This window comes from Rhodococcus sp. IEGM 1307, from assembly GCF_030056915.1.
Taxonomy (GTDB): Bacteria; Actinomycetota; Actinomycetes; order Mycobacteriales; family Mycobacteriaceae; genus Rhodococcus_F; species Rhodococcus_F opacus_D.
In genome coordinates this window covers 117204-139091 of record NZ_JASHKW010000004.1, presented here as the reverse complement: position 1 = coordinate 139091, position 21888 = coordinate 117204, and the positions used below count along the sequence as shown (strand labels likewise).

Below are 21888 nucleotides of genomic sequence, written 5' to 3'. Positions count from 1 at the left end.
CGAAGAAGGCTGCTGCCGCCAAACCGGCCCGGTCCGAGACGGCGCCCGCGAAGAAGGCTGCGGCCAGGGCGCCTGCGAAGAAGGCTGCGTCCAGGGCGCCCGTGAAGAAGGCTGCGGCCAAGGTACCCGCGAAGAAGGCTGCTGTCGCCAAACCGGCCCGGTCCGAGACGGCGCCCGCGAAGAAGGCTGCGGCCAGGGCGCCTGCGAAGAAGGCTGCGGCCAGGGCGCCTGCGAAGAAGGCTGCGGCGAAGGTTCCTGCGAGGAAGGCAGCTGCTAAGACGGCCGCGAAGAAGGCCGCGGCCGCCAAGCCGCCCGTGGGGAAGGCTGCGGCCAAGGTTCCTGTGCGGAAGGCTGCTGTCGCCAAACCGGCCCGGTCCGAGACGCCGGCCGCCAAGACACCCGCAAGGAAGACTGCGGCTGCCAAGAGGGGCGGCGAGGCAGCTGGGGTTCCTCCCGAATAGTGACCATCGTTCCAGCGAGACCGTCGGACCGGCCTTTTCGGTGTCTATTATTGGGGAACGCGTCACAATCGAATCCAGGTGAGTTCGATGCTGGATCCGGGAAAGCGGTTGACAGGATCGGTGCTCGACCGGTCGTGACTCGGTTCAGGTACTGCGCGTTGACTACCCAGCCCCGCAGGACGGTCATCTATTCCGGTAGCAGGGCGCGCTGGTGGGCGGTGAGCAGCAGGTGTTCGAATCGGGCACGTAGCTCGGTGTCGGGGTCGCACTTGCTGAACCCGGCGACGAGTTGTTCGGCGATGGTGCGGAGTCGGGTGTTGGTTTCCTGGGATCACCAGGTCAGCACTTTGCATGCCCGGTCTACGGGGATGCCGTAGATCCGCATCAGCGCACCATTGGCTTGCTCGATCACCGACCGTGATTGGGCGATTTCGGCGACTGCTTCGTCGACCGAGTCTTTGACGTCGCTGCGGGAGGAGTCGGTGATATCGATGTAGAACCCGTCGCGCCGATCACTTGACCGGTGTCGTCGTGCAGGCGGTCGCCGGCGACACGACCTGGTGAATCGTGCCGGTCGTGTCGATGATCCGGTGTTTGCTGTTGAACGGTTCGGCGTCGTTGATCATCAGGGTCCAGGTCCAGGTCCAGGTCCAGGTCCAGGTCCAGGACCAGGACCAGGGCGACGCGCGGGTGATCGGGATGCTTGTGGGAGAGCAGCAGTTCGGTTGGTCGGCGCCACCTCGCCGGGTTAGTAGCCGTGCATCTGGTCGACGGCAGTGGACCATTCCCACCGCTGCCCGTCCAGGAGGACCGGAAGCTGCCCACCAGTTGCGGCTCACCGCCCAACACCTGTTCTGAATCCACGCCCACTCGTAGCGCATCGGTAGCGGGGGAGTTGCACGGGCGGTCCGGCCGGGACCGGGCCCGACCACCGCGCGCGGGTCGATACCCACGGGGGCTGGGACGGTTCTTCCGTCCAAGCGGTTGCCAGCGTACTGTCCCCCCGCGCCGTGATGTCCCGTAGCTCCGGGCGAGGACGACGAAGGCAAACCGTTGCTGCAAGCGTCGACAACGCAGTCCAGGAGAGGACCTGGGTTCGCAAGTAGTTTCATTCTCCTGCCGGGGCCGCGCGCGTTCCGGCGACAGGTGCGGGGCCTCGCCCTCGGCCCGCGCGCGGCGGTGGCGGCCCCAGAGCGGAAGGGGGGAACCGCTCGAGGGTCTGGCCGCTCGCGGTCGGCCGTCGAGCCGCGGGCAGCGTGCGGGTGAGATACCCCGAACCGGGCGCCATTATGCGCGCCGCTCAGGCGAAAACAGGGGGAGAAGGAGGAGGCACTGCCCCGGGCGGGGCGTGGACGCCCATGGTACGCAACTTCTCGCAGAAAATCTCCGGATGGAGTGAGGCCACCGAGCGTCAGCCCGATCGCTTCGGCGAGCGGGCCCTCCTCGACGCGCTCCGCTGGCACGACTTCGCCTTCGACGCCGACATGCCGAATACGGATACGGGACTTCCGCAGGATTCGAGACCTGATCTGACCTGTATTTGGGTGCTTCCCCCTTGCACCTCTCCACCGGTGCGGCGGTGGCCGGTCGGGTTGCCCTCGCAGCAGTTGGCCGCACCGGTGAGCCGGACCTGTTCAACGCCGCCGCGGTGATCCTGCGGGCCATGCTCGCCGATCGGGTGGTCGAGGATCTGCACCGTGTCGAGGCCCGCAACGCCGAGGCGCATACCCGGGCCGGGCCCCACCGGCGCATCGACGTCGAATTCGCTGGTCCGGCTCTGGACCGAGCGAACTCGCTCGCTGTCCTCGCCGAAAGAGATCCTCCGCCGGTCGTTCCGTGGACTGCGGCGCTTGCGGAACCCACAACTGACCCTGCTGGCCCGGTGCTTCGGTGGGTGAGGCGACCCGCCCCGCGATCCTGCTCAGCTTCCTGTTCTTCGACCCCGACTCCGCCATCCCGGCGACCGCCCTGGGGCGGGCTGACGGCAGGCTCCGGCAGTATCCCCGACCGACTTGACGCACTGACCAAGTTCACAGCGACATGTGGGGCGAATAGGTTTCCGGGGGAGTTGACGATTCGATCCGGTAGTCCGTGAGACGGCCAAACCGGTGACCGAGTCTACTGGCGCGACAGGCGCATGCCCGTCGACGCGCGCGTGCCGCGCGTGCAGACACCCTGAACGATCAGGTCAGGTGGACGGGTTCTAGGCGCTGTAGACGAAAGGTCGGGACACCCGCCACCGGTCTTCAACGACCACACATCCGGAATTTTGATGTCCACAGATCCGGAGATCTCATGTCTGTCGGCCCGGGCTTCCTCGTGTCCGTTGACACCGGTCAGCTCCGCTGTGATCGATCGCGGGTTCACGGTGCCGAACGTCGTCTGGTCTGCGCCGTCAGCCAGACGGCCACCTTGAACCAAGATTAGGTCCGCGCCCGCCCCTCCAGAGCCGTGTGGATGTGGTCACGAGCACAGAGAGCGCCCGACCGTGACCACGTGGGGCGGCACTGCAGCCCAACCTCATTGGGACCCGGGTAGTCCCGTGTATTCCCCGGCGGGACGGGTACCCGAAATCCGACGGGGATCAGCAGCCTCCCGCCTGGTCGGCCCTTTCACGGAAGGTGAGTGCGATGATCAATTTGTACTACCCACTGGTCAGGGCAATCTCGGTCACTTCTGACACTCAGCGTCTGTCAGCCGGATGATGCGTGCATCATCCACAACGTGTGAGGCGCCGCAATGTCATCGGAGGTGAGGAAGTCCGGGGCGGGCTGTTGACAACCCGCGACGATCACATCGTTCGGCGGCCAACGCGAATGACCGGTCGCCCCACCCACAACTCGATTCACCGTCCGCGACAGCGCTTCCCCTCGTGCGGACTTCGGTGCCAACTTCTGGTGCTCGCCAGCCTTATACCGACCCCCGTACCGTCGAGGTACTTCCGTTCGTCCGATGTCATCATGATGTTGAAGAGACCGCGGTCGAGTTCTGGCGCGGGAGGATGGGAGAGTCCTGGGGCCAACCTGATCCGCCCGTTATGTGGGCGGTTTCAGGCGCGCTGCCCTACACCTGTCGCGAATTCCCGTACCCGGTTCGCCGTGGTGTCCGGATTCAGGGGCGGTGTGGGTAGTCCTGCTCCGTCGTGAACTCCGAGCAGGAACTCGCGGAGCGTCTCATGGGGTGAATGTCGAGGTGTCCAGTTCAACTCGTCACGAGCTCGAGAGCAGTCCATCAGCGGGATGTGCAGGGCCGTCTCGAACAGTCCCGGCGAGGCGGGGATGACGTGGAGGTGCCAGCCCACCGCCACGGCGGAGCGGACGATGAAGGGGGCGACTCGGACACGGCGGGCACCGAAGGCTTTTGCGAGGAACGCACCGTCCACGGGTGGCTCGGCGGCCAGATTGAACGCGCCGTGTACCGGGTTCACCACCGCTGCCGCGTATGCGGAGGCTGCGTCCTCGGTGTGGAGCACCTGCACCCGCAAGTCGTCCACGAAAGGCACCAGTGGAATCCGGTCCGGATGCACGAGTCGGCGGGGGAGCAGCGGGCCGAGGAACAATCGGCGTTGCGACGTCGCGGATTCTCGTTTGAAGATGAATCCGGGGCGTATCCGCACTACACGGATGCTCGGATGCCGGGTTTCGTACGTATCGAGCCACCGCTCGAGGTACGCCTTTTCCCTGGGGTAGGCGGCTCCGGGCCAGCCATGGGTCGGCCACCTTTCGTCGACCTTCTCATCCGAGGGTCCGGGGGAGTACGCGGCCACCGAGGACGCATAGACGACGGCCGGGACCGACTCCTCCGCCGCTGCTTCGAAGACCCGGATCGCGCCGAGGACATTGTTGTTCCACGTGTCCTGCGACCGATGGGTGGGCTGGAAGAACCACGCGAGATGGACCGTGACATCCGCGCCGCGCACCACCTCGTTCATGTTGTCGTGCGCTGCGTCCGCGGTGAGGAACGTGGTGTGCGATGGGTTCCAGCTGCTCGGGCGTCGCGCGACGCCGATGATCTCTGCAATCGCCGGTTCGCGGCTGAGCGCATCGATGACACTGGTTCCCACATTGCCGGTCGCACCGATCACGACGACCTTCAATCCGTGCGAGCTACTCATGCTCACCCGAATACCCTTCACGAGGAACCGTAACCGCCACATCGATACCGCCCGTTTCGCAAAGCAGGTCAGCTTCTTTCGCGCGCATTTCGGTGGCTCCAGCCGGCACTTGACCCAGGCATATGGGTAGACCAGTTCCCGGAGGGGTAAATACCGGGACAGCACAGTTCGCCCTGAACGGCAGCTGGGCACGGCTCAACGAGCCGGCGACATGATTTGGGGCCGGTCACGTTCGTCAGCATTCTCGGATCGCTCGCGATCGAGGAGTTGTTCGTGCGGGTCCTGCCCGGCTACGACCTGAGCCAGATGATGCACACCGATCAGCAGCTGATTCTGCATCGGCCGGTGCAGGTCGGGAACCGGCTGGACTGCGAAGTCTGCCTGGAGTCGTTCCGCCAGATGGGCGGCACCGACATCATCGTCACCAAGAACCTGATCACCGACCAGCACGAGGAACCGGTGGCCACCACCCGCACCACACTCATCGCCCGCACCGGCGGGGGCCGATCCGGAACTGCCCCGGGCGGTCGCCGCGGTGATGATTCACAAAGCACCCACACCGACGGCTTCGACTCGATACGACCACACATGCCGCGCTCACGTTGCAGGGGGAAGCCGCCAGCCGCGACTGTACTCGAGTTGGAGAGGCACCCGGACAACGGTGAGATCGCCGAGCTCGCCTGCTGCGGAACCTCGTGTCGTTGGTACGTGCCGAACTGTTCCAGGTAGCCGGCCCAGCTCGGGGTTAATGTCTGCCGCATCGGCTCGTCGAAATCGGTGGTGGCCGCGGCGAAGTCGTCGCGCACGATCGCGTCGAGGATGTGCACTGCCGCTCGTCGTACGAGGATGTCAGAGCTGTGGTTGTCGCTGGTGCGGCCGTGGAGGTGGACGGCTCATCGGGCGTGGGGGCTGTCGCTTGTGCATCCGGTGGACAGCGTGAGTGCGGCGACGGCCGCGTAGACCGCGGTGAGCAGGACACACCGGATTGCTCCGAGCGGATTATCGGGGTCCGGGGAGCCACGGACATTTCCCCGCGTAGGCAGTACCTGTGCGGTTGTGTCTGGGGGAGGTGGGGTACCCGAATGTCAGGACTGCTACGCGAGTGCCGGATGTGCGTGGATGGTCGACTGCCCGTCGCGGTGGTCCCGACTGCCCGCCGCCAACGGTGGCCGCGTGAACCTGGAAGTGTCGAACCGAAGGTCGGGGCGCCGGAGGAATACTCTCGTGACCGATGTTGTCACGGTCGATGAGCACGGGCGTTACCGCCTGCGCCTGGAACGCCATCTGGATCACGCTCGCTCGGAGGTGTGGCGGGCGCTGACGAGCGTGCGATGTCCTCCTCGCCTGGCGCAGGTGGCACCGCGCGCCGACCCGCCAAGGTTGCTCGAGTACAGAACCGGGGACACCGCGGTGCGGTGGGAGATCGCCGACGATGGCCGCGCCGGGTCGGTGCTGGTCTTCACCCAGGTCTGCGGCAGCCGGCAGGACGGTGTCGACGAGATGGGGTGGTGGTTAACCGCCCTCGAGGTGCTCGGGGAGTGGCTCGACGGCGATACGCATACCGACTTCCCGCGCCGGGCCCGGTGCATGATTGAGCGCTGCCGCTGCGCATTCGGGTGAGCGTCGGGTGACCTCAGCGGGGTGCCCTCGGTGGCCTCTGGTTCCGGACCGCGTCCCTACCTCGCCGGATTGACGGCGTCCGCGAGACGGGAGGTCTACTCGTCGGCCTCCGCGAGCTCGAGCGGGAATCGATGTGGTCGGCTGCCGAGGGCTGATCGGGCGGTTTACGGTGTTGCGCGTTGTTCGCGATCGCAGTGGACGTCCGTGGAGGAGGGGCGCCATGTCTGCGAGGTTCGAGCTGTTCAAGACGCCGCCGGCCAGTTCCGGTTTCATTTGAAGGCGGCGAACGGCGAGGTCATCGCGGCCGGTCAGGGCTATACCTCGAAGGCGGCGGCGCAGTACGGCATTTCGGCGATCAACGACAATGCCGCAACCGCTGCCACCGAAGATCTGACCTGACCGCTGGTGTACGCCGTCGCACCGACGAGGTGGGGTCGCCCGTGGAGTCGGGAGGGGCGGAGGGACTTCGCTGGGGTGCGGATCTATTCGTGGGGTTGGGGGTGTTCGGTGAGTTGGTGCCGGAGGCGGTCGCGCATCTCGTGCGTGCTGATGTCGGCGAGGTGGGTGAGGATTTGGGTGCCGGTGGAGGTGGGGTCGGCGAGGAGGGCGAGCAGGAGGTGTTCGGTGCCGATGATGTCGTGTCCGAGAAGCGAGGCTTCTCGCAGGCTGTGTTCGAGGGCCTTTCTCAGGGTCGGAGTGAGGGGAGGCCCGGCACATTCGCTGTCGCTGTTCGGGTAAGCGGGGATCTCGTCGAGGGCGCTGTCGATGTGGGGGCTGGTGATCCCCCAGGAGGTGAGGGTGGCAGCGGTGGGGTCGCCGGCGGCGAGGATACCGGTGAGGAGGTGTTCGGTGCCGACGTGGTTGTGGTGGTGGGTGCGGGCCGCGTCGGAGGCGAGGACCACGGCGCGGCGTGCTTGGTCGCTGAATTTCTCGAACACCGTTGATCTCTCCTTCGGCGAGTCCCTGCGCGGGGGTGGAGCCGTTGCTTTCCAGTATCCCGTGTGGGGGCGCCGAGCCTGCAAGGATGAGTCGTCCAGGGGTGGGTGATTCGGGGCGGGGGTTACGGCTGCGGGGTTTCGGTGCGTCTGCAGCTCCGCGCTGACAGGCGTGAAGACACCCGGTGTGCCGACCCCGGGCCGACATCAGGACACTTCGCCTTCGCTGTCGGTCCTTTCGCCTGTCGAAACGGCGAGCAGTCGTTGTCTGGCGAGGCCTTCGAGTCCGGGTGGATTCGGGTCGGCCGGGGAGTCCGAGCCTCTCGTTTCGCGGCAGCACTGGCGCACGATCTGCGTCACCCTCTGCAGTGGCACCCGGCCGTCGAATTCGCCGCACAGCCGTTCGACGACGTCGGCGTAGGAATCGGGCACAGTAATCACCACCTCGAGCAAGACCCTGTCACCACGTACCCCGGACCGGTGTCCGGCAAAACGGTAGCTCGGTGGGTGTCGGGACAGCGATGGCTCCTGTGAACAGGGGCCAGGTCTCACCGCAGGTGGGGGCGACTGCATCTGTCGAGAGATCCGCTGCTATATCCCGCGGAGCAGCCGATCCGATTCTCACGGACGGCGCGTACGTCGAACGCGATTCACACCGCGTCTGCAGAGTGAATGGTCGCCTCCGCGGCGAACACGATGTCCCGATTCCCGTGTCAGGTCAGGGCGCTGCCGGCCTGCCATTGCTCCCACGGCACGGACCAGTCGCCGTTCTGCCACAGCTCGAGCGGGGCCCCACCGGTGTTGCGGACCTCGACGATGTCGCCGGGCACGGAGAAGTCGTAAAGCCAGCGGGCGTTGTCGGGGCTCAGGTTCAGGCAGCCGTGCGAGACGTTGGTGTTGCCCTGCGCCCAGATGGTATCGGCGAGTTCGTGGAGGTAGATTCCGTCGTTACTGATGCGGGTGGCGTAGTTGATCGATTCCTTGTACCCGAGGCGGGAGTTCACCGGAAGCCCGTAGGTGGACGAATCCATGATGACCGGGTTGGCCTTGTCGATGACGGTGTAGATGCCCGGTTGAGTCCAGAACGAGAGGGTCTGCCCGCCCACGACTTCGGTGCCGCCCCGGCCCATCGACGTCGGCATCGTCCGGACTACCTGCCCGTTGTCGGTGACGGTGACCTGTTTGGTGGTGTCGTCGGCGACGGAGATGTGGGCGTCACCGATGGTGAACGAGGTGGTCGCGTCCTCCTGGCCGAAGAGGCCTTCGCCGAGCGCGATGCCGTAGACGTTGGCGCGGACGGTGACCCGGGTGCCGGGTGTCCAATAGTTCTCCGGTCGCCAGTGCACGTTCTGGTCGTCGGCCCAGTACCAGGAGCCGGTGACCGGGGGTGTGGTCTCCACGTGCAGGGCCTTCTCGGCGGCGACGCGGTCGGTGATCGGTTCGTCGAAATGGGTGACGATGACGATGCCGATACCGAAGGTGCCGCCGTCGGCGAGCAGGTTCCCGCCGCTGGTGACGAAGGTGGGTTTGGTCTGGTTCCCGGGGGTGACCGTGGAGAACGTGCTGGTCTTCTCGCTCCGGACACCCTGGTCGCCGACCGCGATGACCGCGAGGGTGTAGGTGCGGCCATAGCCGAGGGGCACGCCCGGTTTCCAGGACAGGCGATCGGGGGTGAAGATGCCCTCGACCAGCCGGCCCTCGTCGTTGGTCATGGTGACCGTCTCGAGGGTGCCACCGGTGGTGCTCACCGCTACCGGGTCCGTGGGGTTGACCGCGGGGGCGCCGTCGGCCGGGGACACGGTGATCTCCGGTCCCGGCGGCGGCGTGGCCGGTCCCGCGGGTTGGTTGGTGGAGGGTGCGCAGGCGGCGGCCACGAGAGCGAGCAGCAGGACTGCGAGGACAGCGGCGAGGTGACCGAGACGGCGACGGCGGCGGGCGTGCATGACAGTGATTCTCCCGTGCCGAAGGGTCCGCGCGCGTGCAGTCGCTATGCGACGGAGGTCACCACGGCATTTCCGGGGCCTGTGTCCGCGACGGGCTCGTTCTGCAAGGTCGCGTGCTGGCGGTCGAGCTTCTCCGCTAGCGGCCTGATGCCGCTGACGGAGTTCGCCAGCTAGGCCGTGAAGAAGTCGATGAGCGCGCAGGCGATCTGGTGGGGTGCGTTTTCCGTGGGGATGTGCCCCGCATCTGGGATGCGGATGAGCACGGTGTGCGGGATCTCCGAGACGAACCGCTCGGCGTACTCCACCGTCTCGAAGGGGTCGTCCTCACCCCAGATCAGCAGCTTCGGTGTCGTGGATCGTCGCAGCGCGGGAAGGAGATCGAGGGTGAAGCGGCTGTTGGCCGCACCCGCGAGAGCGATCCAGGATCGGCGCACCCGCGAAGTCGTCCACGGATCCAGATAGTCCGCGATTCGCCGCTCGGTGGCGGCACCGCCCAGTGCCGCCGTCACCGCTTGTCGGCGGGCGGTGAGAACGTCGTCAGCGGTGGTCCCCGCGGCCACCCCTGGGCCCCGGAATCGGGCCACATGGGGCGCTGGCCAGGAGTCGTATGTGACTGAGTTGACCAACGCCAGCCGGGACACCTTCAGACGATCGTGAACAAGGAGATGCTGAGCGATGGCGCCGCCGATGTCATGACCTGCCACGGCGGTCGGCCCGGAAATTTTCAGCGCCGAGGCGAATCGCACCACCCAATCCGCGAGGGCCGGGACCGTGGCCGTTTCCAGGGTGAGCTCGCCTGCCGAATGCCCCAGTCCGGGGAGATCGACCGCAATGGGCCGTAGCCCCGCCTTGGCGAGGCGGCCCAGCACCGGAAACCAGACCCGACTCCAGTACGTTCCGTGCAGCAGCAACACCACCGGACCGTCTTGCTCGACGGTCAGGTAGCTGGCCGCTTCACCGTCGACCTGGACTGCGGTCCTGACCACACCCGTGTCCGTGACTTCGCTCATGGGACCACTGTGGACGAAATCAGCATGATGTGTCAACGACGTTGCAACACAGACTTATCCGCGACCCCAAGCAGGCGACGAGCTCTACGTCGCGGCCGGCTATCGAGCTGACTCGATCACCGCCCGCGGCGCTGTGGCGGGTGTGCGTCCCGCCTTGACGGGAGCGGGAGCCGTCGCGTTCTCTTGCCGGGGTCGCCGCACCGATTCTCGCCGACCGGCGGGGTGCACAGCGCAATCGCCGTTTCCGAACGAGCCGGTCGGGTATTCCGTCTTAAGGACGAGGAGGTCTGAAGAAAATGCCTGTTTGGGGATGGATCCTGATCGCGGCCATCGTCGTGATCGCCATACTGGCGGTCATCGTCGCCCGCTCGGTCAGCAGTCGTCAGCGGACGGACCGGCTGAGGGGACGGTTTGGTCCCGAATACGAGCGAACTGTGGGAGAGGTTGGCAACCTAGACGCCGCGGAAGACGAGCTCGCCGCGCGCGAACGAAAGCGGGAGAAGCTCGATATCGTGCCGTTGACGCCCGAGGCGCAAGCGAAGTACGCCGACTCGTGGCGGACGGTGCAGATCGAGTTCGTCGACAATCCGTCGAGCGCGGTGGGCGCTGCGGACCGGCTCGTGATCCAGGTCATGCGCGAGCGCGGCTACCCGATCGACGACTTCGATCAGCGGGCGGCCGACATTTCGGTCGACCATCCGAAGGTCGTCGAAAACTACCGAACTGCGCACGGCATCTACCTAGCGCAGGAGCAGGGCGGCGTCGGCACCGAGGAACAGCGCGAGGCTTTTGTGCACTACCGGGCACTCTTCGAGAAATTGCTCGAGACGGATGAGAACAAAGACAAGCCAAAGGAGGCGCGCGCATGACCACCCAGGATCAGCAACCCGAGGGCATCGGCTCGACCAGGGGGGTCGAATCGTCGACCGAGACCGCCGGTTCGGGCGAGACCGTGACCTCAACCGGGACAACCGGCTCATCGACCGAGACCGCCGGTTCGGGCGAGACTGTGTCCTCAACCGGGACAACCGGCTCCTCCACTGCGGGGACTGCCCCGTCGGCTGAGGGGACCCACTCATCGACCACGGCAACCGAATCATCGTCCCGACAATCGCTTTTCGCTGAGGACGAGCTATCGGTCCTCCGCTCGCGTTGGGACGAGGTTCAGGCGGGCTTCGTCGATGATCCCAGAGAGTGCGTTCAAAAGGCGGATGGTCTCGTGTCGGACGTCGTCGACCGGCTCACGACCGGCTTCTCGGAGGCGCGTTCGCGGCTCGAGGAGCAGTGGGCTCGAGGCGAAGAGGGCTCCACGGAGGATCTTCGTATCGCACTCAAGCGCTACCGCGAATTCTTCCAGCGACTACTCGCGCTCTGAGGAGCAAAGAGAACGCCTTAATTGACACAATCTCCGTTATCGACACTTCCGGAATAGCTTTCCAGCAGCGCATTTGGTGCTCAACTGTGGTCCACGTGTACTCCGTCGGCAAGGACGCGATCGATGCTCGAGGGCCACCGTCGAGCGGCCGGCACCGTACGGATCGTGTACCAGCTGAAGGTCTGCATCACCGGTGAAATGCCATTCGGCGAGACCGGGCAAGGCGAAGGCGGCAGATCGGCGGACGAACGTCGTGTACCCGAAGTCGACGCGGTGGTCGCCGAACTTGCCGAGTCACCGGCGGTAACCGAACAGGCCAAGGGCTCACTGGTGCTGGTCTACGGGATTCCCGCCGACCGCGCCTTCGACGTTCTCAACCGGTGCTCCCAGCAGACCAACACCCGACTCCGCACGATCGCCGAACAACTCGTCGCCGGATTCGCCGAGTGCGAACCCGCTCCGGACCTACGGACCCGGTTCGACCACCTTCTGCTCACCGCCCACCAGCGAACCCGGCAACAGGGCTGAGGAATTGACCGAGTAAGTGACAGTCCCGCGGGGCGCCGAGAAAAACAAACCTGGACCGGGCGGCCCACCGGTCGAGGACGCAATCTGGCACCCGTGCATCTAGGGACATCCCCGATGAATCACCAGGGCTGCGTCGCGCACGCTTCGCCGACCACGATCATCCCGCCTCGTTCGACGGTTGTCGCGTCTCCTCGAGACGTTGCCGCTGCCGGACCCCGTACGCCGCCTCCTTGACGGCGGCGTCGTCCTCGAGACCCGACCCGAGCGCCCCACCGATGGTCGCGATGGACGCCAGCAACCAGGTGAGCGTCAGGTAATCGAAGAAGTTCACCCCGTGCCCGAGAATGCGGGACAACAGTTCCGGGGGAAGAGTGAGACACGCGGTGAACAGCAGCAGGCAGAACAGCGCCACGTGCAGCACAACGACGCCGATGACCAGGGTGACCACGGTCGCGGTGTTGTACAGCACCGAACGATCACGCTCCTCCGGCGACTTCGGCCGCTCCCACAGTTCGTGATCGAGGATCAGCCACAGAATCATCGCCACGATCGACAGGACCGTCGCCGCACTCATACGCCATGGGCCCATCGTGTCGGCGAACAACCAGATCGTGTTGGTGGCCAGGGCGATCGCACCCGTGGCGAAGGCGCCGACGAGCACCTTCGACAGTCCGGTGACCAGTCGCCACGGCCGGTTCGCTCGCACCATCCCCGACAGCAGTCGCAGTCGCCGCAGTCCCGCGGGCGCGAAGTACCGGATACCGTCCTCAATCTGCGCAGACGGGAACCGTCGCGCCCCGCCGGGGGGCTTGAGTTCCGGTTCCCCGAGGATGCGGGCGATCGCGAGTTCGGTGACGGTGCGGACGCGGCGCTCGATGTTGACGCCGCCCACTCCGGCGACGGAGATGAGCGCGAATTTGTGGTCGGCGCTGACGTCGGCCACCACGGGCAGGGTGTCCTCGCGTCGCGGCAGATCGGTGAGGTACACGACGATGTCCTCCTCTTCGGAGGACGGATCGACTGTGTCGATGACATCAGCGAAGTCTGCTTGCTCGTCGGGCAGGTACGGTTTGCGGCGTACGCACGTCGTCCACCGGCGCCCGACCCGGTCAGAGCTGCGCAGGCGTTCCGGCAGGTACTCCGCAATGCGTTCGGCAACAGCCGCAGGTTTGCCCGGATCCGCGATGAACAGCACCGAGGCCTGCTCACCCGCGGCACCGGAGCGCCCTTCCTGCAAATGCTCGTTCGCCTTCACCGCCTTCGCGTACCCGCTCGGTCTGCCCCCAAACCCCAGTCAGTGGGTGCGAGTCGATCACCCCCAACAGCGATCGAGGATGCACCGCCGACACGACCGCAACCCACGGGATCTGGTGCGGTCGGTGCACCCCCGCCGATCGATCCATCAGGGGCAAACGGGCCATCACTGACCTGTCATCGATCGCCATACGGGATAGCGACCGGGCTGAGGATTTCGACAAGTTCGTGAGAATCACGCACCGACACTACGGTGAGAACGTGCAGGTCGGAGATCCGCGAAGTGACACCGATCCGCGGAACCTACACCGCCATCGTTGTGAGACACGCCCATGTCGAATGACGGGCTGTTGACGATCGATGGTGGGAGCTGCGGTAGTGCCCGCTTCGGTATCGAGGTTGTCTGATTGCCGTTGATCTTGATCCGTGTCCGACATCTGTCGCAGTGAGGGTCCGTCGTTGCTCACCGGTGAGCAGTGGGCACCGCAGCGCGGCGAGTTCTGCCACCTGGTTGGCAAACCCGCCGACCCGGGCGAGGCCCTGACCGGGGGTGGTCGGCGAATTGCACGAGGCGGTCGGGCGAGTTGGCCTGTCGATCGTGGACCGGCACTGCTACGCGTTGCGGCGCCGGCACGCGTAGTTTCTTGTTCCGTGAGCACACAGGGAGCATCAGCAGTAGGCATCGCCAACGTGACCGTCGGCGGCACGGTCCTCGACACCTGGTTCCCGGCGCCCGAGCTGGGAAACTTCGACAGCGCGGGCACCGTGCGGATCGAGGGTGGCGACATCCCCTCCGATCTGGCACTCCTCGCCGGACCCGACGAGGCGCGTGAGGTCGACCAGGTCGTGGTGCGCACCACCATCGCCGACCTGTCCGCGCCGCCGGCCGACGCACACGACGCCTACCTGCGCCTTCACCTCCTCTCGCATCGCCTCGTGACCCCGCACGGCGTCAACCTCGACGGTCTGTTCGGTTTGCTGTCTAACGTGGTGTGGACCAACTTCGGCCCCTGCGCGGTCGAGGGCTTCGAGAAGGTGCGGTCGCGTCTGCGCATCCGCGGTGTGGTCACCGTGTTCGGTGTCGACAAGTTCCCGCGCATGGTCGACTACGTCGTCCCGTCCGGCGTCCGCATCGCCGACGCCGACCGCGTGCGCCTCGGCGCCCACCTGGCCAGCGGCACCACCGTGATGCACGAGGGCTTCGTCAACTTCAACGCCGGCACGCTCGGCAACTCCATGGTCGAAGGCCGTATCTCCGCGGGCGTGATCGTCGATGACGGATCCGACGTGGGCGGCGGCGCCTCGATCATGGGCACCCTGTCCGGTGGCGGCAAGGAGACCATCTCCGTCGGCAAGCGCTGCCTGCTCGGCGCGAACGCCGGTCTCGGCATCTCGCTCGGCGACGACTGCGTCCTCGAGGCCGGCCTGTACGTGACCGCGGGCACCAAGGTCACCGGGCCGGACGGCACCGTCGTGAAGGCCAAGGAACTCAACGGCCAGTCCAACCTGCTGTTCCGTCGCAACTCCGTGTCGGGAGCCGTCGAGGTCGTGCCGTGGAAGGGCACCGGCGTGGAATTGAACGCCGCTCTGCACGCAAACGACTGATCTCGGCGATCGCTGGCACCGCGTCCCTTGCGCCGACACCGCACACCTGCTGCCGCGGGGGATGCGGTTCGAGGTGATCTCGGCCGGTGAGGGGCGTTACCGTCGCCCGGACGGGAGCATCGGCCGGCGGATCGTCCAGCTGCGGGTCATACCGAAGCTGAAGAGGTTCAAGATCGGACTGTTCACCGACGACAACGGGCGGCCCGAGCTGGTCGTGCACCCGGACGTCAAGCTGGGGCGCGTGCACTTCCCGCCCGTCGACGAGCAACCCGAACCCTGAGGAGACGCCGAAACAACGCGCCCGCCGGGAGCTGAAGAAACGGATGGCCGGCGAGCGCCTCGCAAGAGAAAGCCGGAGGGAGGCACCAACCCCGAGAAGGGGTGAACGCCCTCCGGCTCATCCTGTGCATCCGCAGTGTCGCCGACTCTGGCCCACTCTTGCCCACGAACTAGACAGTCGGCCTTGTTCGGGCTGCCCGCGGCACTGCGATCAGCGGATCGGGGGACATCATGTCATCACCCGTGGTGAAAACCGCACTCCGTGACGGTCGGAGGGGCTGCCAGGAATGGACGCATCTCGAGCCATTCGTGGATCGGTTTCCCGTCCGCACCTGGGGCTGCGGACAGTTCGCCGGCCAGTTCGAGTGCCCGCTCGTGGGTCTCGACGTCGATCACCATCCAGCCGGCGATCAGGTCCTTGGTCTCCGCGAACGGGCCGTCGGTCACCGGTGGTCGCCCCTCGCCGTCGTAGCGGACGAACGTGCCCTCCGGGGAGAGTGCCTGACTGTCGACGAACTCGCCGGTGCTCTCGAGCCGAGCGGCGAAGTCGTTCATGTACTGCACGTGGGCGGAGATTTCCTCCGGTGTCCACTGGTCCATGGGCACGTCGTTGACCGATGCCGGCGCGCCACGGTAGTGCTTGAGCAGCAGGTACTTGGCCATCATGTTCTCCTTGGTGCGGTGCGGCCCATTCTGGCCGTATTCACTCCGGGGACGAAGCGACGCGCGGGTTCTCGACATCCTACGGCGACATTTCCTGACCATCTTCTCTGTCGGGGTCACGATCCATCGCGGGGAAGGTGAGAGCCGCTCAGCTCAGTCGTCGGATGTGGGGCAGGGTGTCGGCGAGTTGCTCGAAGAGGGTGCGCCCCGACGTGGAGGCGCTGAACGCCCTTCTGACGACGGTGGGCCGAAATCGGGACCTGGTTTTCGACGAACCGGACCGGCTCGCCCCTGGGTGCCCGCCGGGGACCTGAGACCGCCCCTCTGGGCGTCGCCGGGGTTGCGCGGACGAAGTGCAACGTGTGGTCGGCGGGTGTGCAGGCGACGAATCCGATTGCCTGCAAACGTCCCCGGTTGTATCCGATTTGGGGTGCGTCCAGCAGGACACGAGAGGAGTGACTACGGGTCGGACCGGAGACCAGTGTCGAAAGCCTTGTATTAGGGGGGAGCGAGGATGTGGTCCGTAGCATGTAGCGAATCCTGCGGGTGCGCAAAGCGGTCCAGATCGTGAGTGGAGGCTGTGAAGTTCCGGCGGTTCGTGAGTAGCCGTACCCCGCAGTTGCATCTCGGTCATGGTGGGCCTCTTCCGTTTTGGAATCGTTCGGCGGAGCGGCGGTGTGATCGACAGGTCGACGCGGTGTCCTGCGGGCCGTTGTGCGGTGTGGGGGCGTAATGGTGTTGTGACCTGGTGTGATGGCATGTCCCCGGGTTGTTATCCGGTGTGGGTGGTGGGGCGGGCGTCGCGGGGTGCTGGTTTTGCCCCGATACCAACCCGTTTTAAATAATGGCCGTATGTACCGACTTTCGGTATCGCATTGGTGCGCAAATGGTTTCCGTGTTTGCGCACGTCGTCGTTTATCGTGCTTCGGGAACGTCGTGAAATTTGTACCGGATACGCAGGAGCATCTTTTCGGTGTCGAGATGCCCGTCTGATTCCGCCTGTTCGATCATGTCGACGAAGTTCGCTTCCCAGTCGTCCGGAGCATCCGGCGTCGTCGATAACTCTGCCTCGAGGCGGTGCAGGTCAACCCACAGATCTCCACGTCGCCACCGGGCCAAGGTCGAGAGCCGTCCCACACGACGAATTCGGCAACTCGCCCCTCGATCGATGATGGCTTCGAGGCCGGCGGGATCGCCGGTCCAGGCGATCCACGCGGTGGGGACCGAATGGTGTGCGTTGATGAACAGCCGCATGGTGGATCTCCCGGTCGGTGTCGCGCCGGTGCATGGCGATAGCTGAGGCTGAAGGCATAGCCGAGGCAGTCTCCACGCGATGAGGTGTACTTCCCTGGCGGGCCTACCCTGTTCGGATCAATAGCGTGGGTGGATGCTACCCGCACGCCTGGGTGTTGTGGTCTGCCTTAGCTGGATTCGTCGCTGGCGAGGAGGAGCATGAGGTTGGTGACTTCCTCGGGTTGGCCGTAGCGGGGGAGGGGCATTGTCGCGACCAGCTTGTTGTCGCCGGCGGGGTCGTCTGTTGAGGTGCTGCCGATCTTGGGTGTGGATACGGCGCCGGGATGGACGGAGTTGCCCGCGATCTGTGCCGTGGCGAGTTCCATTGCAGCGCTTCGTGTGATGCCGCGGATGGCGAATTTTCCGGCGCTGTAGGGCGGATACTCCGGCGCCGCCGGCGATCCCGTTCATGGAGGAAATCTTGGCGATTGATCCGCCGGGTTTCATCGCCCGGTGACGATCGTGGGCATGCATTTGTCGCAGTGGATGCACAGTGATGGTGTCTGCGCGTCGCGCGATATCCGGTTGACCAGGTCCGGTTCGTGCAGCAGTGCCCTGGCCATCGCTTGCCGATCAGTTGCACCCGAGCCGTATCGGTTGAGGCATGGCGGCCACCCAGACGAAGCGGGTTCGGTCGTGGCCGGATCAGTGGGTCAGCTTGACCCGCAGCTTGTTGATGGTGTCCGGGCTCAGGCCGAGCCCGTCTGCGAGGTACTTGTCGACGGTGCCGTAGTCGGCGGCCAGCTGGTCGATGCCGGCCTGCAGGTAGCTCTTGTCGACGCCGAGCAGCGGCTCCCATTTCGCGGCGGCTGCCTCGCCCTGGCTCTGCTTGATGTAGGCGAGGGTCTTGATCATCGAGTCCTTGGTGTACTCGTTGGTGAGCAGGTAGTCGTCCATGATCGTCGTCGGTGCCACGCCGGCGATGCTCAGCAGCAGGTACGTGACCCAGCCGGTGCGGTCCTTGCCGGCGGAGCAATGGAAGACCTGGGCCCCGCCGGTGTTCGTGAGACCGGTGAGCAGCGTGGCGTAGCCGGCCCGCTCAGTCGCTCCGGTGACGTTCTTGCGGTTCCCGTCCTGCATCGCGGCGCGGGCGTCCTCGGGTGTGTGGATATTGGCGATGAATTCGTCGATGTTGCCCGCAATGACCGGGATGTTGACGTAGTTCACGCCGGCGGGCAGCTTGTCCTGCTTCTGCGTGATCTCGTCGGGTCCACGCAGATCGTAGGCGGTGGTCAGGCTGAGCCCGGCGAGGGTGGCGAGGTCCGCGTCGTTCGGCACGATCGCGTTGGAGCGGTAGAAGACCCCCCTGTTGACCGTCTTGCCGTGTGCCGCCGGGTAGCCGGCGCCGGTACCCGCCACGTCGCGGAAGTTGTCGACGCTCGCCAGTCGGGGTGCGTCCGCACCCGGCGTCGTCTTGCCGTTGCCGCCCGGGCCGGGCTGGAACAGCGGGGCCGACGCCGGAGGAGCGGTGGGCTCGGCCTGGGCGAGTCCGGCGCCGCCGAGTTCCGCGAGCAGTACTCCGCCGGCGAGCAGAAGCATCCCGCAGATGCGGGAATGGTGTCTGGACATGAAGAACCTTCCTAATCTGTGGGTCAGGCCTGTCGGGAGGCGAACGTTTCAGTGGGCGCGTCCATGGCACGGCCACCTCGGCGTTCTCCGCTGAGCGTGATCGGTGTTCGCAATCAGCTTGGGGGACCGGCGATTCCTGCGAATATCCTTCGTGCTTCGTCCTGACCGTCGAGGATGCGGCTGGTCCTCGTTGTGACCCTCCAGCCGTCGCAGGTGCGGGTGAGCTCCCACCGGTTCGCCGTGACTCTGCTGACCTGATATCCGTCGCCGTCGGATCGGCGCAGGATCAGTTGCGTGTGGCAGTGCGCTACCGCGGCGTCCCCGTCCACGGTGATGTGCGCAGGGCTCATGACGTGTCCGCAGCCTTGACGCAGGAAGCCCTGGTGGGGGTCTGTTCGAACCATCGCTTCGATCTGGCCGCGTCCGTCCATGCGGCCGGTGTCGACGTCATAGACGCCGTTGTGGGTCCACAGTCCGGCGACGAGATCGGCAAGTCCGCAGTCGACGGCCGGACCGTAGGAGTGCATCAGCCGCATGATCTCGTTGTGGTCCTCGAGTAGCTGAACTCGTTTCTCCAACAACTGCATTCGGGCTTCGATGTCCGGACCTCCGGGCCCGGTCATGTCGCTCATGTTATTCCTTTCCGGATGGCCGACAGGCCATCGCCGGAGGGAGTAAAGGGATGTGGTCAGTCCGGGGGGATCGGGATCGTGCCATCCAGGACGGCCTGCCGGATCGTCTCGCGCAGCGCCGAGCAGTTCCTGATGTGGACCCCCTGGCGGCCCGGAACGGCGTCGACGCGGAACTGTGCGCAGGAGGTTTCGCAGTCGGCCAGCCACTGCACGGAAGTGTGGTGCCAGCTGAACTTCTCCACCATCACCCGGGTGCTGCAGGTGCTGCATTCCAACGGTTGCATGACAATTCCTCTCAGGTGGGCTTGCCTGCGGCGGTGCTGCGGGCGAGGTTGTCGGCGACTTCCTGCTTCCAAGTCTCGACCGGTTTGGTGGTGTCGAGCTCGTACTCGAAGCGGTCCACCATCTCGGGCGTGATGTCCGCGACGTCCACGTAGAACTGCTCGTACCAGCGGCGCAGCTGGTAGACGGGGCCGTCCTCGTTGGTGAGCAGGGGGTTGTCGATCCGGGTCTTGTTCTTCCAGATCTCGATGTCCTGCTCGAAACCGACGCCGATGTAGCCGATCATCGCGTCGACCAGTTGGTCGGCGATCGCGGCGGGCGCATGTTCGGTCTTCTGGACGGTGATCCCGTACATCAGGACGAATTTGTCGGGGGTGATCGGGTAGTGACAATTGATGAGGATGGATTCGACGTCGAACTTGTCGTACTCGTAGGTCAGTTCGTCGACCATGAACGAGGGCCCGTGGTAGGCGGCGAGGGACCGGTGTGCCAGCAGTTGGGGGACGTCCGGGTCCGTCCATTCGGTGATGTCCTCACGGCCGACGCCGCTTTGCTCCTGGATCGCGACGTGCCCCTCGAAGATGTTCTTGAAATACGTCGGGAAGGAGAAGTGGACGTAGAAGAAGTGCGCCATGTCGACGACGTTGTCGATGATCTCGCGGCAGTTGGTGTCGATGACGATCGACTTCCACACCCACTCGGTCCACTCGGTGCCTGGCGCCCTCATCACCGGGATCGTCACCTCGGCCGGCGGCGGGTTGCCCTCCGGGTCGTGCCAGACGAACAGCAGCTCATCCTGTTCCATGGTCGTCCAGGCGCGAGTGCGCGCCAGCGGCGGAACCCGTCGCGCGTAGGGGATGTCGGTGCACTTGCCGTTGCCGCCCCAACGCCAGTCGTGGAACGGGCACGCGATCGAATCGCCCTTGACGGTGCCCTGACTCAGGTCGCCGCCCATGTGCCGGCAGTAGGCGTCGAGGATCTTGATCTCACCCTTGCTGTCGGCGAACACCACGAGCCGGGTGCCGAACGCCTCGATGGAGTGCGGCGCGCCGTCCCGAAAGTCCACCACCAGCCCGAGGCAGTGCCACCCCCGGGCGAAGCGAGCAGGCGGTGTGCCCTCGTCGATGTAGCGGACCTCGTCGGTTTCATCGATATTCAGAGCAGTCATGGTGGTTTCCTTCCTTCTGGTCTTTGCTCAGGTCGCGCGCAGCCACTTGCGGCCGCGCCCCGCCTGGCGTCCGGACCGAATGCGCAGAACTTGGCGCCATGAGGCGTCCGCGTTGTGACCTCGGCCACGGGTTCCTGGCCACCCTGTCAGCGCCAGACGGCGGTGCACCACTTCCGCATCCGCTCAGCGGACGACACGCTGGTCGATCGCGGTGACCTCGCGTGTCGTCACGTGTTGCCTGCACCGACTCGCGTTCGACGGGGCCTCGACCTGCAGCGGGCGAACACGAGGCAGTTCCCGCTCACCGGAAGGGGCTCTGGTGATGCGCCGGTTCCGAAGCTGTGCTGGGAGTGCCTGTCCGTCTCGGACGGCCGGCGGCGCTCCAGGTCGCGACTGCCGCCAGGGAAGGGAGAAGCCGATGTTGCACGGAGAACGCACGGAGAACGTCCCGCCCGCGTCCACCCTCGATCGGCTGTCCCTGGTGCTGGACTGCTTTCGCAGCACGCCGGCTCTGAGCCTCACCGACCTGTCTCGCCGAACGGGGATACCACGGACGAGCACTCGTCGGATGCTCGAGCAGTTGGTGCGACTGGGCTGGCTCCGTCGCCGGGGCAGCGAGTTCGAGCTCGGGGACACACTCGTCGAGTTCGGAGCACTGTCGCTGCACCAGAACAAGTTCGACCGGGTGGTGGCCCCGGTGCTCCGCGAGCTGCATCTTGTTACCGGTCACGTCGTTCATCTCGGTATCCTCGACGGCACCGACGTGGTCTATCTCGAGAAGGTCGGCGGCCAGACGGCCCCCAACCTCCTGACGCGGGTCGGAGACCGCATACCCGCACGGTCGTCGACAATCGGCAAGATCTTGCTCGCAACCGCCCCACAGTCCGATGATGCCTCCGCCGACCTCCGCTCCGAGACCGACAGACTCCGACATCTGGGAATTGCGTTCGGAACCTGCGCGGCAGGATTCAGTTGCATCGGAGTGCGAATCGGTTCCCTGGGCGGAGCGCAAGCAGGGCTCTCGGTCAGCGGACCGACGAGCCAAGTGAAGTTCGACCATCGGCATGCCGCACCTGTGCGTATGGCGGCTGCAGCCATCGCACAGTACCTCGACTTCGCGTCAGTGACCCGAAGACCTGCCTGACAGTGCCCGCTGG

Annotated in this window: 20 protein-coding genes and 5 pseudogenes; 10 read left to right on the top strand and 15 right to left on the bottom strand. The window is 65.7% G+C overall.

The genetic code is table 11. The annotated features are described in order from the left end of the window. A partial coding sequence (locus QM841_RS09205; RefSeq protein ID WP_283331751.1) for a hypothetical protein occupies positions 1-424 on the bottom strand: 424 nt, incomplete at its 3' end. Between the two features lie 224 nt (positions 425-648). Beyond that, positions 649-1325 (bottom strand): annotated as a pseudogene (locus QM841_RS09200) (ANTAR domain-containing protein). Positions 1326-2351: 1026 nt separating this feature from the next. Here QM841_RS09200 and QM841_RS09195 point away from each other — a divergent pair. Continuing rightward, entirely contained in the window at positions 2352-2477 is a 126-nt protein-coding gene (locus QM841_RS09195) for a hypothetical protein (protein WP_283331750.1), read from the top strand. 1033 nt (positions 2478-3510) lie between these two features. Here the strand turns inward: QM841_RS09195 and QM841_RS09190 are convergent. Then, complete coding sequence (locus QM841_RS09190; RefSeq protein WP_283331748.1) at positions 3511-4575, bottom strand: NAD-dependent epimerase/dehydratase family protein; 1065 nt, start codon at positions 4573-4575, stop codon at positions 3511-3513. Between the two features lie 216 nt (positions 4576-4791). Between QM841_RS09190 and QM841_RS09185 the strand changes: the two genes are divergently transcribed. The 3 genes and pseudogenes from QM841_RS09185 to QM841_RS09175 all read left to right on the top strand — a co-directional run bounded on the left by QM841_RS09185 (position 4792) and on the right by QM841_RS09175 (position 6594). After that, the gene (locus QM841_RS09185) at positions 4792-5304 is read left to right on the top strand and encodes an FAS1-like dehydratase domain-containing protein (RefSeq protein ID WP_283331746.1); all 513 of its coding nucleotides are present in this window, start codon (positions 4792-4794) and stop codon (positions 5302-5304) included. A 495-nt stretch (positions 5305-5799) separates the two neighbouring features. Further along, the gene (locus tag QM841_RS09180) at positions 5800-6195 is read left to right on the top strand and encodes an SRPBCC family protein (protein WP_283331745.1); all 396 of its coding nucleotides are present in this window, start codon (positions 5800-5802) and stop codon (positions 6193-6195) included. Between the two features lie 220 nt (positions 6196-6415). Next, positions 6416-6594: pseudogene (locus QM841_RS09175) on the top strand (YegP family protein). Between the two features lie 83 nt (positions 6595-6677). Here the strand turns inward: QM841_RS09175 and QM841_RS09170 are convergent. The 3 genes from QM841_RS09170 to QM841_RS09160 form a co-directional block, all read right to left on the bottom strand. Further along, positions 6678-7133, bottom strand: coding sequence for a Clp protease N-terminal domain-containing protein (locus QM841_RS09170; RefSeq protein ID WP_280783717.1), 456 nt, complete (start codon positions 7131-7133; stop codon positions 6678-6680). 710 nt (positions 7134-7843) lie between these two features. Next, entirely contained in the window at positions 7844-9073 is a 1230-nt protein-coding gene (locus tag QM841_RS09165; RefSeq protein WP_283331744.1) for a L,D-transpeptidase, read from the bottom strand. 170 nt (positions 9074-9243) lie between these two features. Beyond that, positions 9244-10083, bottom strand: a complete 840-nt coding sequence (locus tag QM841_RS09160; RefSeq protein ID WP_283331743.1) for an alpha/beta fold hydrolase — start codon at positions 10081-10083, stop codon at positions 9244-9246. A 296-nt stretch (positions 10084-10379) separates the two neighbouring features. Here QM841_RS09160 and QM841_RS09155 point away from each other — a divergent pair, with 296 nt between their 5' ends. The 3 genes and pseudogenes from QM841_RS09155 to QM841_RS09145 form a co-directional block, all read left to right on the top strand. After that, positions 10380-10952 carry a hypothetical protein gene (locus QM841_RS09155; protein WP_283331741.1) on the top strand — a complete coding sequence of 191 codons (573 nt, stop codon included), beginning with the start codon at positions 10380-10382 and terminating at the stop codon, positions 10950-10952. Continuing rightward, the gene (locus tag QM841_RS09150) at positions 10949-11458 is read left to right on the top strand and encodes a hypothetical protein (RefSeq protein ID WP_283331740.1); all 510 of its coding nucleotides are present in this window, start codon (positions 10949-10951) and stop codon (positions 11456-11458) included. The genes QM841_RS09155 and QM841_RS09150 overlap by 4 nt, the downstream gene beginning before the upstream one ends. A 264-nt stretch (positions 11459-11722) precedes the next feature. After that, positions 11723-11986: pseudogene (locus QM841_RS09145) on the top strand (ANTAR domain-containing protein); the annotation flags it as partial. 157 nt (positions 11987-12143) lie between these two features. Here QM841_RS09145 and QM841_RS09140 read toward each other — a convergent pair. Further along, complete coding sequence (locus QM841_RS09140) at positions 12144-13241, bottom strand: hypothetical protein (RefSeq protein WP_283331738.1); 1098 nt, start codon at positions 13239-13241, stop codon at positions 12144-12146. Positions 13242-13891: 650 nt separating this feature from the next. Between QM841_RS09140 and dapD the strand changes: the two genes are divergently transcribed. Beyond that, the gene (gene dapD, locus QM841_RS09135) at positions 13892-14845 is read left to right on the top strand and encodes a 2,3,4,5-tetrahydropyridine-2,6-dicarboxylate N-succinyltransferase (RefSeq protein ID WP_283331737.1); all 954 of its coding nucleotides are present in this window, start codon (positions 13892-13894) and stop codon (positions 14843-14845) included. Positions 14846-14906: 61 nt separating this feature from the next. Continuing rightward, positions 14907-15125 (top strand): hypothetical protein, encoded by a 219-nt coding sequence (locus QM841_RS09130; protein WP_280782306.1) that lies wholly within the window; start codon positions 14907-14909, stop codon positions 15123-15125. 236 nt (positions 15126-15361) lie between these two features. On the opposite strand, the gene QM841_RS09125 is transcribed toward QM841_RS09130, so the two are convergent. The 8 genes and pseudogenes from QM841_RS09125 to QM841_RS09090 form a co-directional block, all read right to left on the bottom strand. Then, on the bottom strand, positions 15362-15787 hold the full coding sequence (locus tag QM841_RS09125) for a YciI family protein (RefSeq protein WP_283331964.1): 426 nt from the start codon (positions 15785-15787) through the stop codon (positions 15362-15364). A 915-nt stretch (positions 15788-16702) separates the two neighbouring features. Next, positions 16703-17041, bottom strand: coding sequence for a hypothetical protein (locus QM841_RS09120; RefSeq protein ID WP_283331736.1), 339 nt, complete (start codon positions 17039-17041; stop codon positions 16703-16705). A 167-nt stretch (positions 17042-17208) separates the two neighbouring features. After that, positions 17209-17463, bottom strand: a pseudogene (locus tag QM841_RS09115) (SDR family oxidoreductase); the annotation flags it as partial. 60 nt (positions 17464-17523) lie between these two features. Continuing rightward, positions 17524-17646: pseudogene (locus QM841_RS09110) on the bottom strand (NADH:flavin oxidoreductase); the annotation flags it as partial. Between the two features lie 79 nt (positions 17647-17725). Further along, positions 17726-18649 carry a tyrosine-protein phosphatase gene (locus QM841_RS09105; RefSeq protein WP_283331734.1) on the bottom strand — a complete coding sequence of 308 codons (924 nt, stop codon included), beginning with the start codon at positions 18647-18649 and terminating at the stop codon, positions 17726-17728. 113 nt (positions 18650-18762) lie between these two features. Then, the gene (locus tag QM841_RS09100) at positions 18763-19281 is read right to left on the bottom strand and encodes a nuclear transport factor 2 family protein (RefSeq protein ID WP_283331733.1); all 519 of its coding nucleotides are present in this window, start codon (positions 19279-19281) and stop codon (positions 18763-18765) included. Between the two features lie 56 nt (positions 19282-19337). Further along, the gene (locus QM841_RS09095; protein ID WP_283331732.1) at positions 19338-19565 is read right to left on the bottom strand and encodes a hypothetical protein; all 228 of its coding nucleotides are present in this window, start codon (positions 19563-19565) and stop codon (positions 19338-19340) included. A gap of 11 nt (positions 19566-19576) precedes the next feature. Continuing rightward, positions 19577-20731, bottom strand: coding sequence for a 3-ketosteroid-9-alpha-monooxygenase, oxygenase component (locus QM841_RS09090; RefSeq protein WP_283331731.1), 1155 nt, complete (start codon positions 20729-20731; stop codon positions 19577-19579). Positions 20732-21149: 418 nt separating this feature from the next. On the opposite strand from QM841_RS09090, the gene QM841_RS09085 reads away from it, so the two are divergent. Continuing rightward, on the top strand, positions 21150-21875 hold the full coding sequence (locus QM841_RS09085) for an IclR family transcriptional regulator (RefSeq protein ID WP_283331729.1): 726 nt from the start codon (positions 21150-21152) through the stop codon (positions 21873-21875). Positions 21876-21888 lie beyond the last annotated feature (13 nt).

Bases quoted from the DNA above. Each gene is read 5' to 3' on its own strand.
- QM841_RS09190 (WP_283331748.1), bottom strand. From the start codon at position 4,575: ATGAGTAGCTCGCACGGATTGAAGGTCGTCGTGATCGGTGCGACCGGC.
- QM841_RS09150 (WP_283331740.1), top strand. From the start codon at position 10,949: ATGACCACCCAGGATCAGCAACCCGAGGGCATCGGCTCGACCAGGGGG.
- QM841_RS09085 (WP_283331729.1), top strand. From the start codon at position 21,150: ATGTTGCACGGAGAACGCACGGAGAACGTCCCGCCCGCGTCCACCCTC.
- QM841_RS09165 (WP_283331744.1), bottom strand. From the start codon at position 9,073: ATGCACGCCCGCCGCCGTCGCCGTCTCGGTCACCTCGCCGCTGTCCTC.
- QM841_RS09090 (WP_283331731.1), bottom strand. From the start codon at position 20,731: ATGACTGCTCTGAATATCGATGAAACCGACGAGGTCCGCTACATCGAC.
- QM841_RS09095 (WP_283331732.1), bottom strand. From the start codon at position 19,565: ATGCAACCGTTGGAATGCAGCACCTGCAGCACCCGGGTGATGGTGGAG.
- QM841_RS09105 (WP_283331734.1), bottom strand. From the start codon at position 18,649: ATGTCCAGACACCATTCCCGCATCTGCGGGATGCTTCTGCTCGCCGGC.
- QM841_RS09120 (WP_283331736.1), bottom strand. From the start codon at position 17,041: ATGCGGCTGTTCATCAACGCACACCATTCGGTCCCCACCGCGTGGATC.
- QM841_RS09155 (WP_283331741.1), top strand. From the start codon at position 10,380: ATGCCTGTTTGGGGATGGATCCTGATCGCGGCCATCGTCGTGATCGCC.
- QM841_RS09125 (WP_283331964.1), bottom strand. From the start codon at position 15,787: ATGGCCAAGTACCTGCTGCTCAAGCACTACCGTGGCGCGCCGGCATCG.
- QM841_RS09130 (WP_280782306.1), top strand. From the start codon at position 14,907: ATGCGGTTCGAGGTGATCTCGGCCGGTGAGGGGCGTTACCGTCGCCCG.
- QM841_RS09160 (WP_283331743.1), bottom strand. From the start codon at position 10,083: ATGAGCGAAGTCACGGACACGGGTGTGGTCAGGACCGCAGTCCAGGTC.
- QM841_RS09100 (WP_283331733.1), bottom strand. From the start codon at position 19,281: ATGAGCGACATGACCGGGCCCGGAGGTCCGGACATCGAAGCCCGAATG.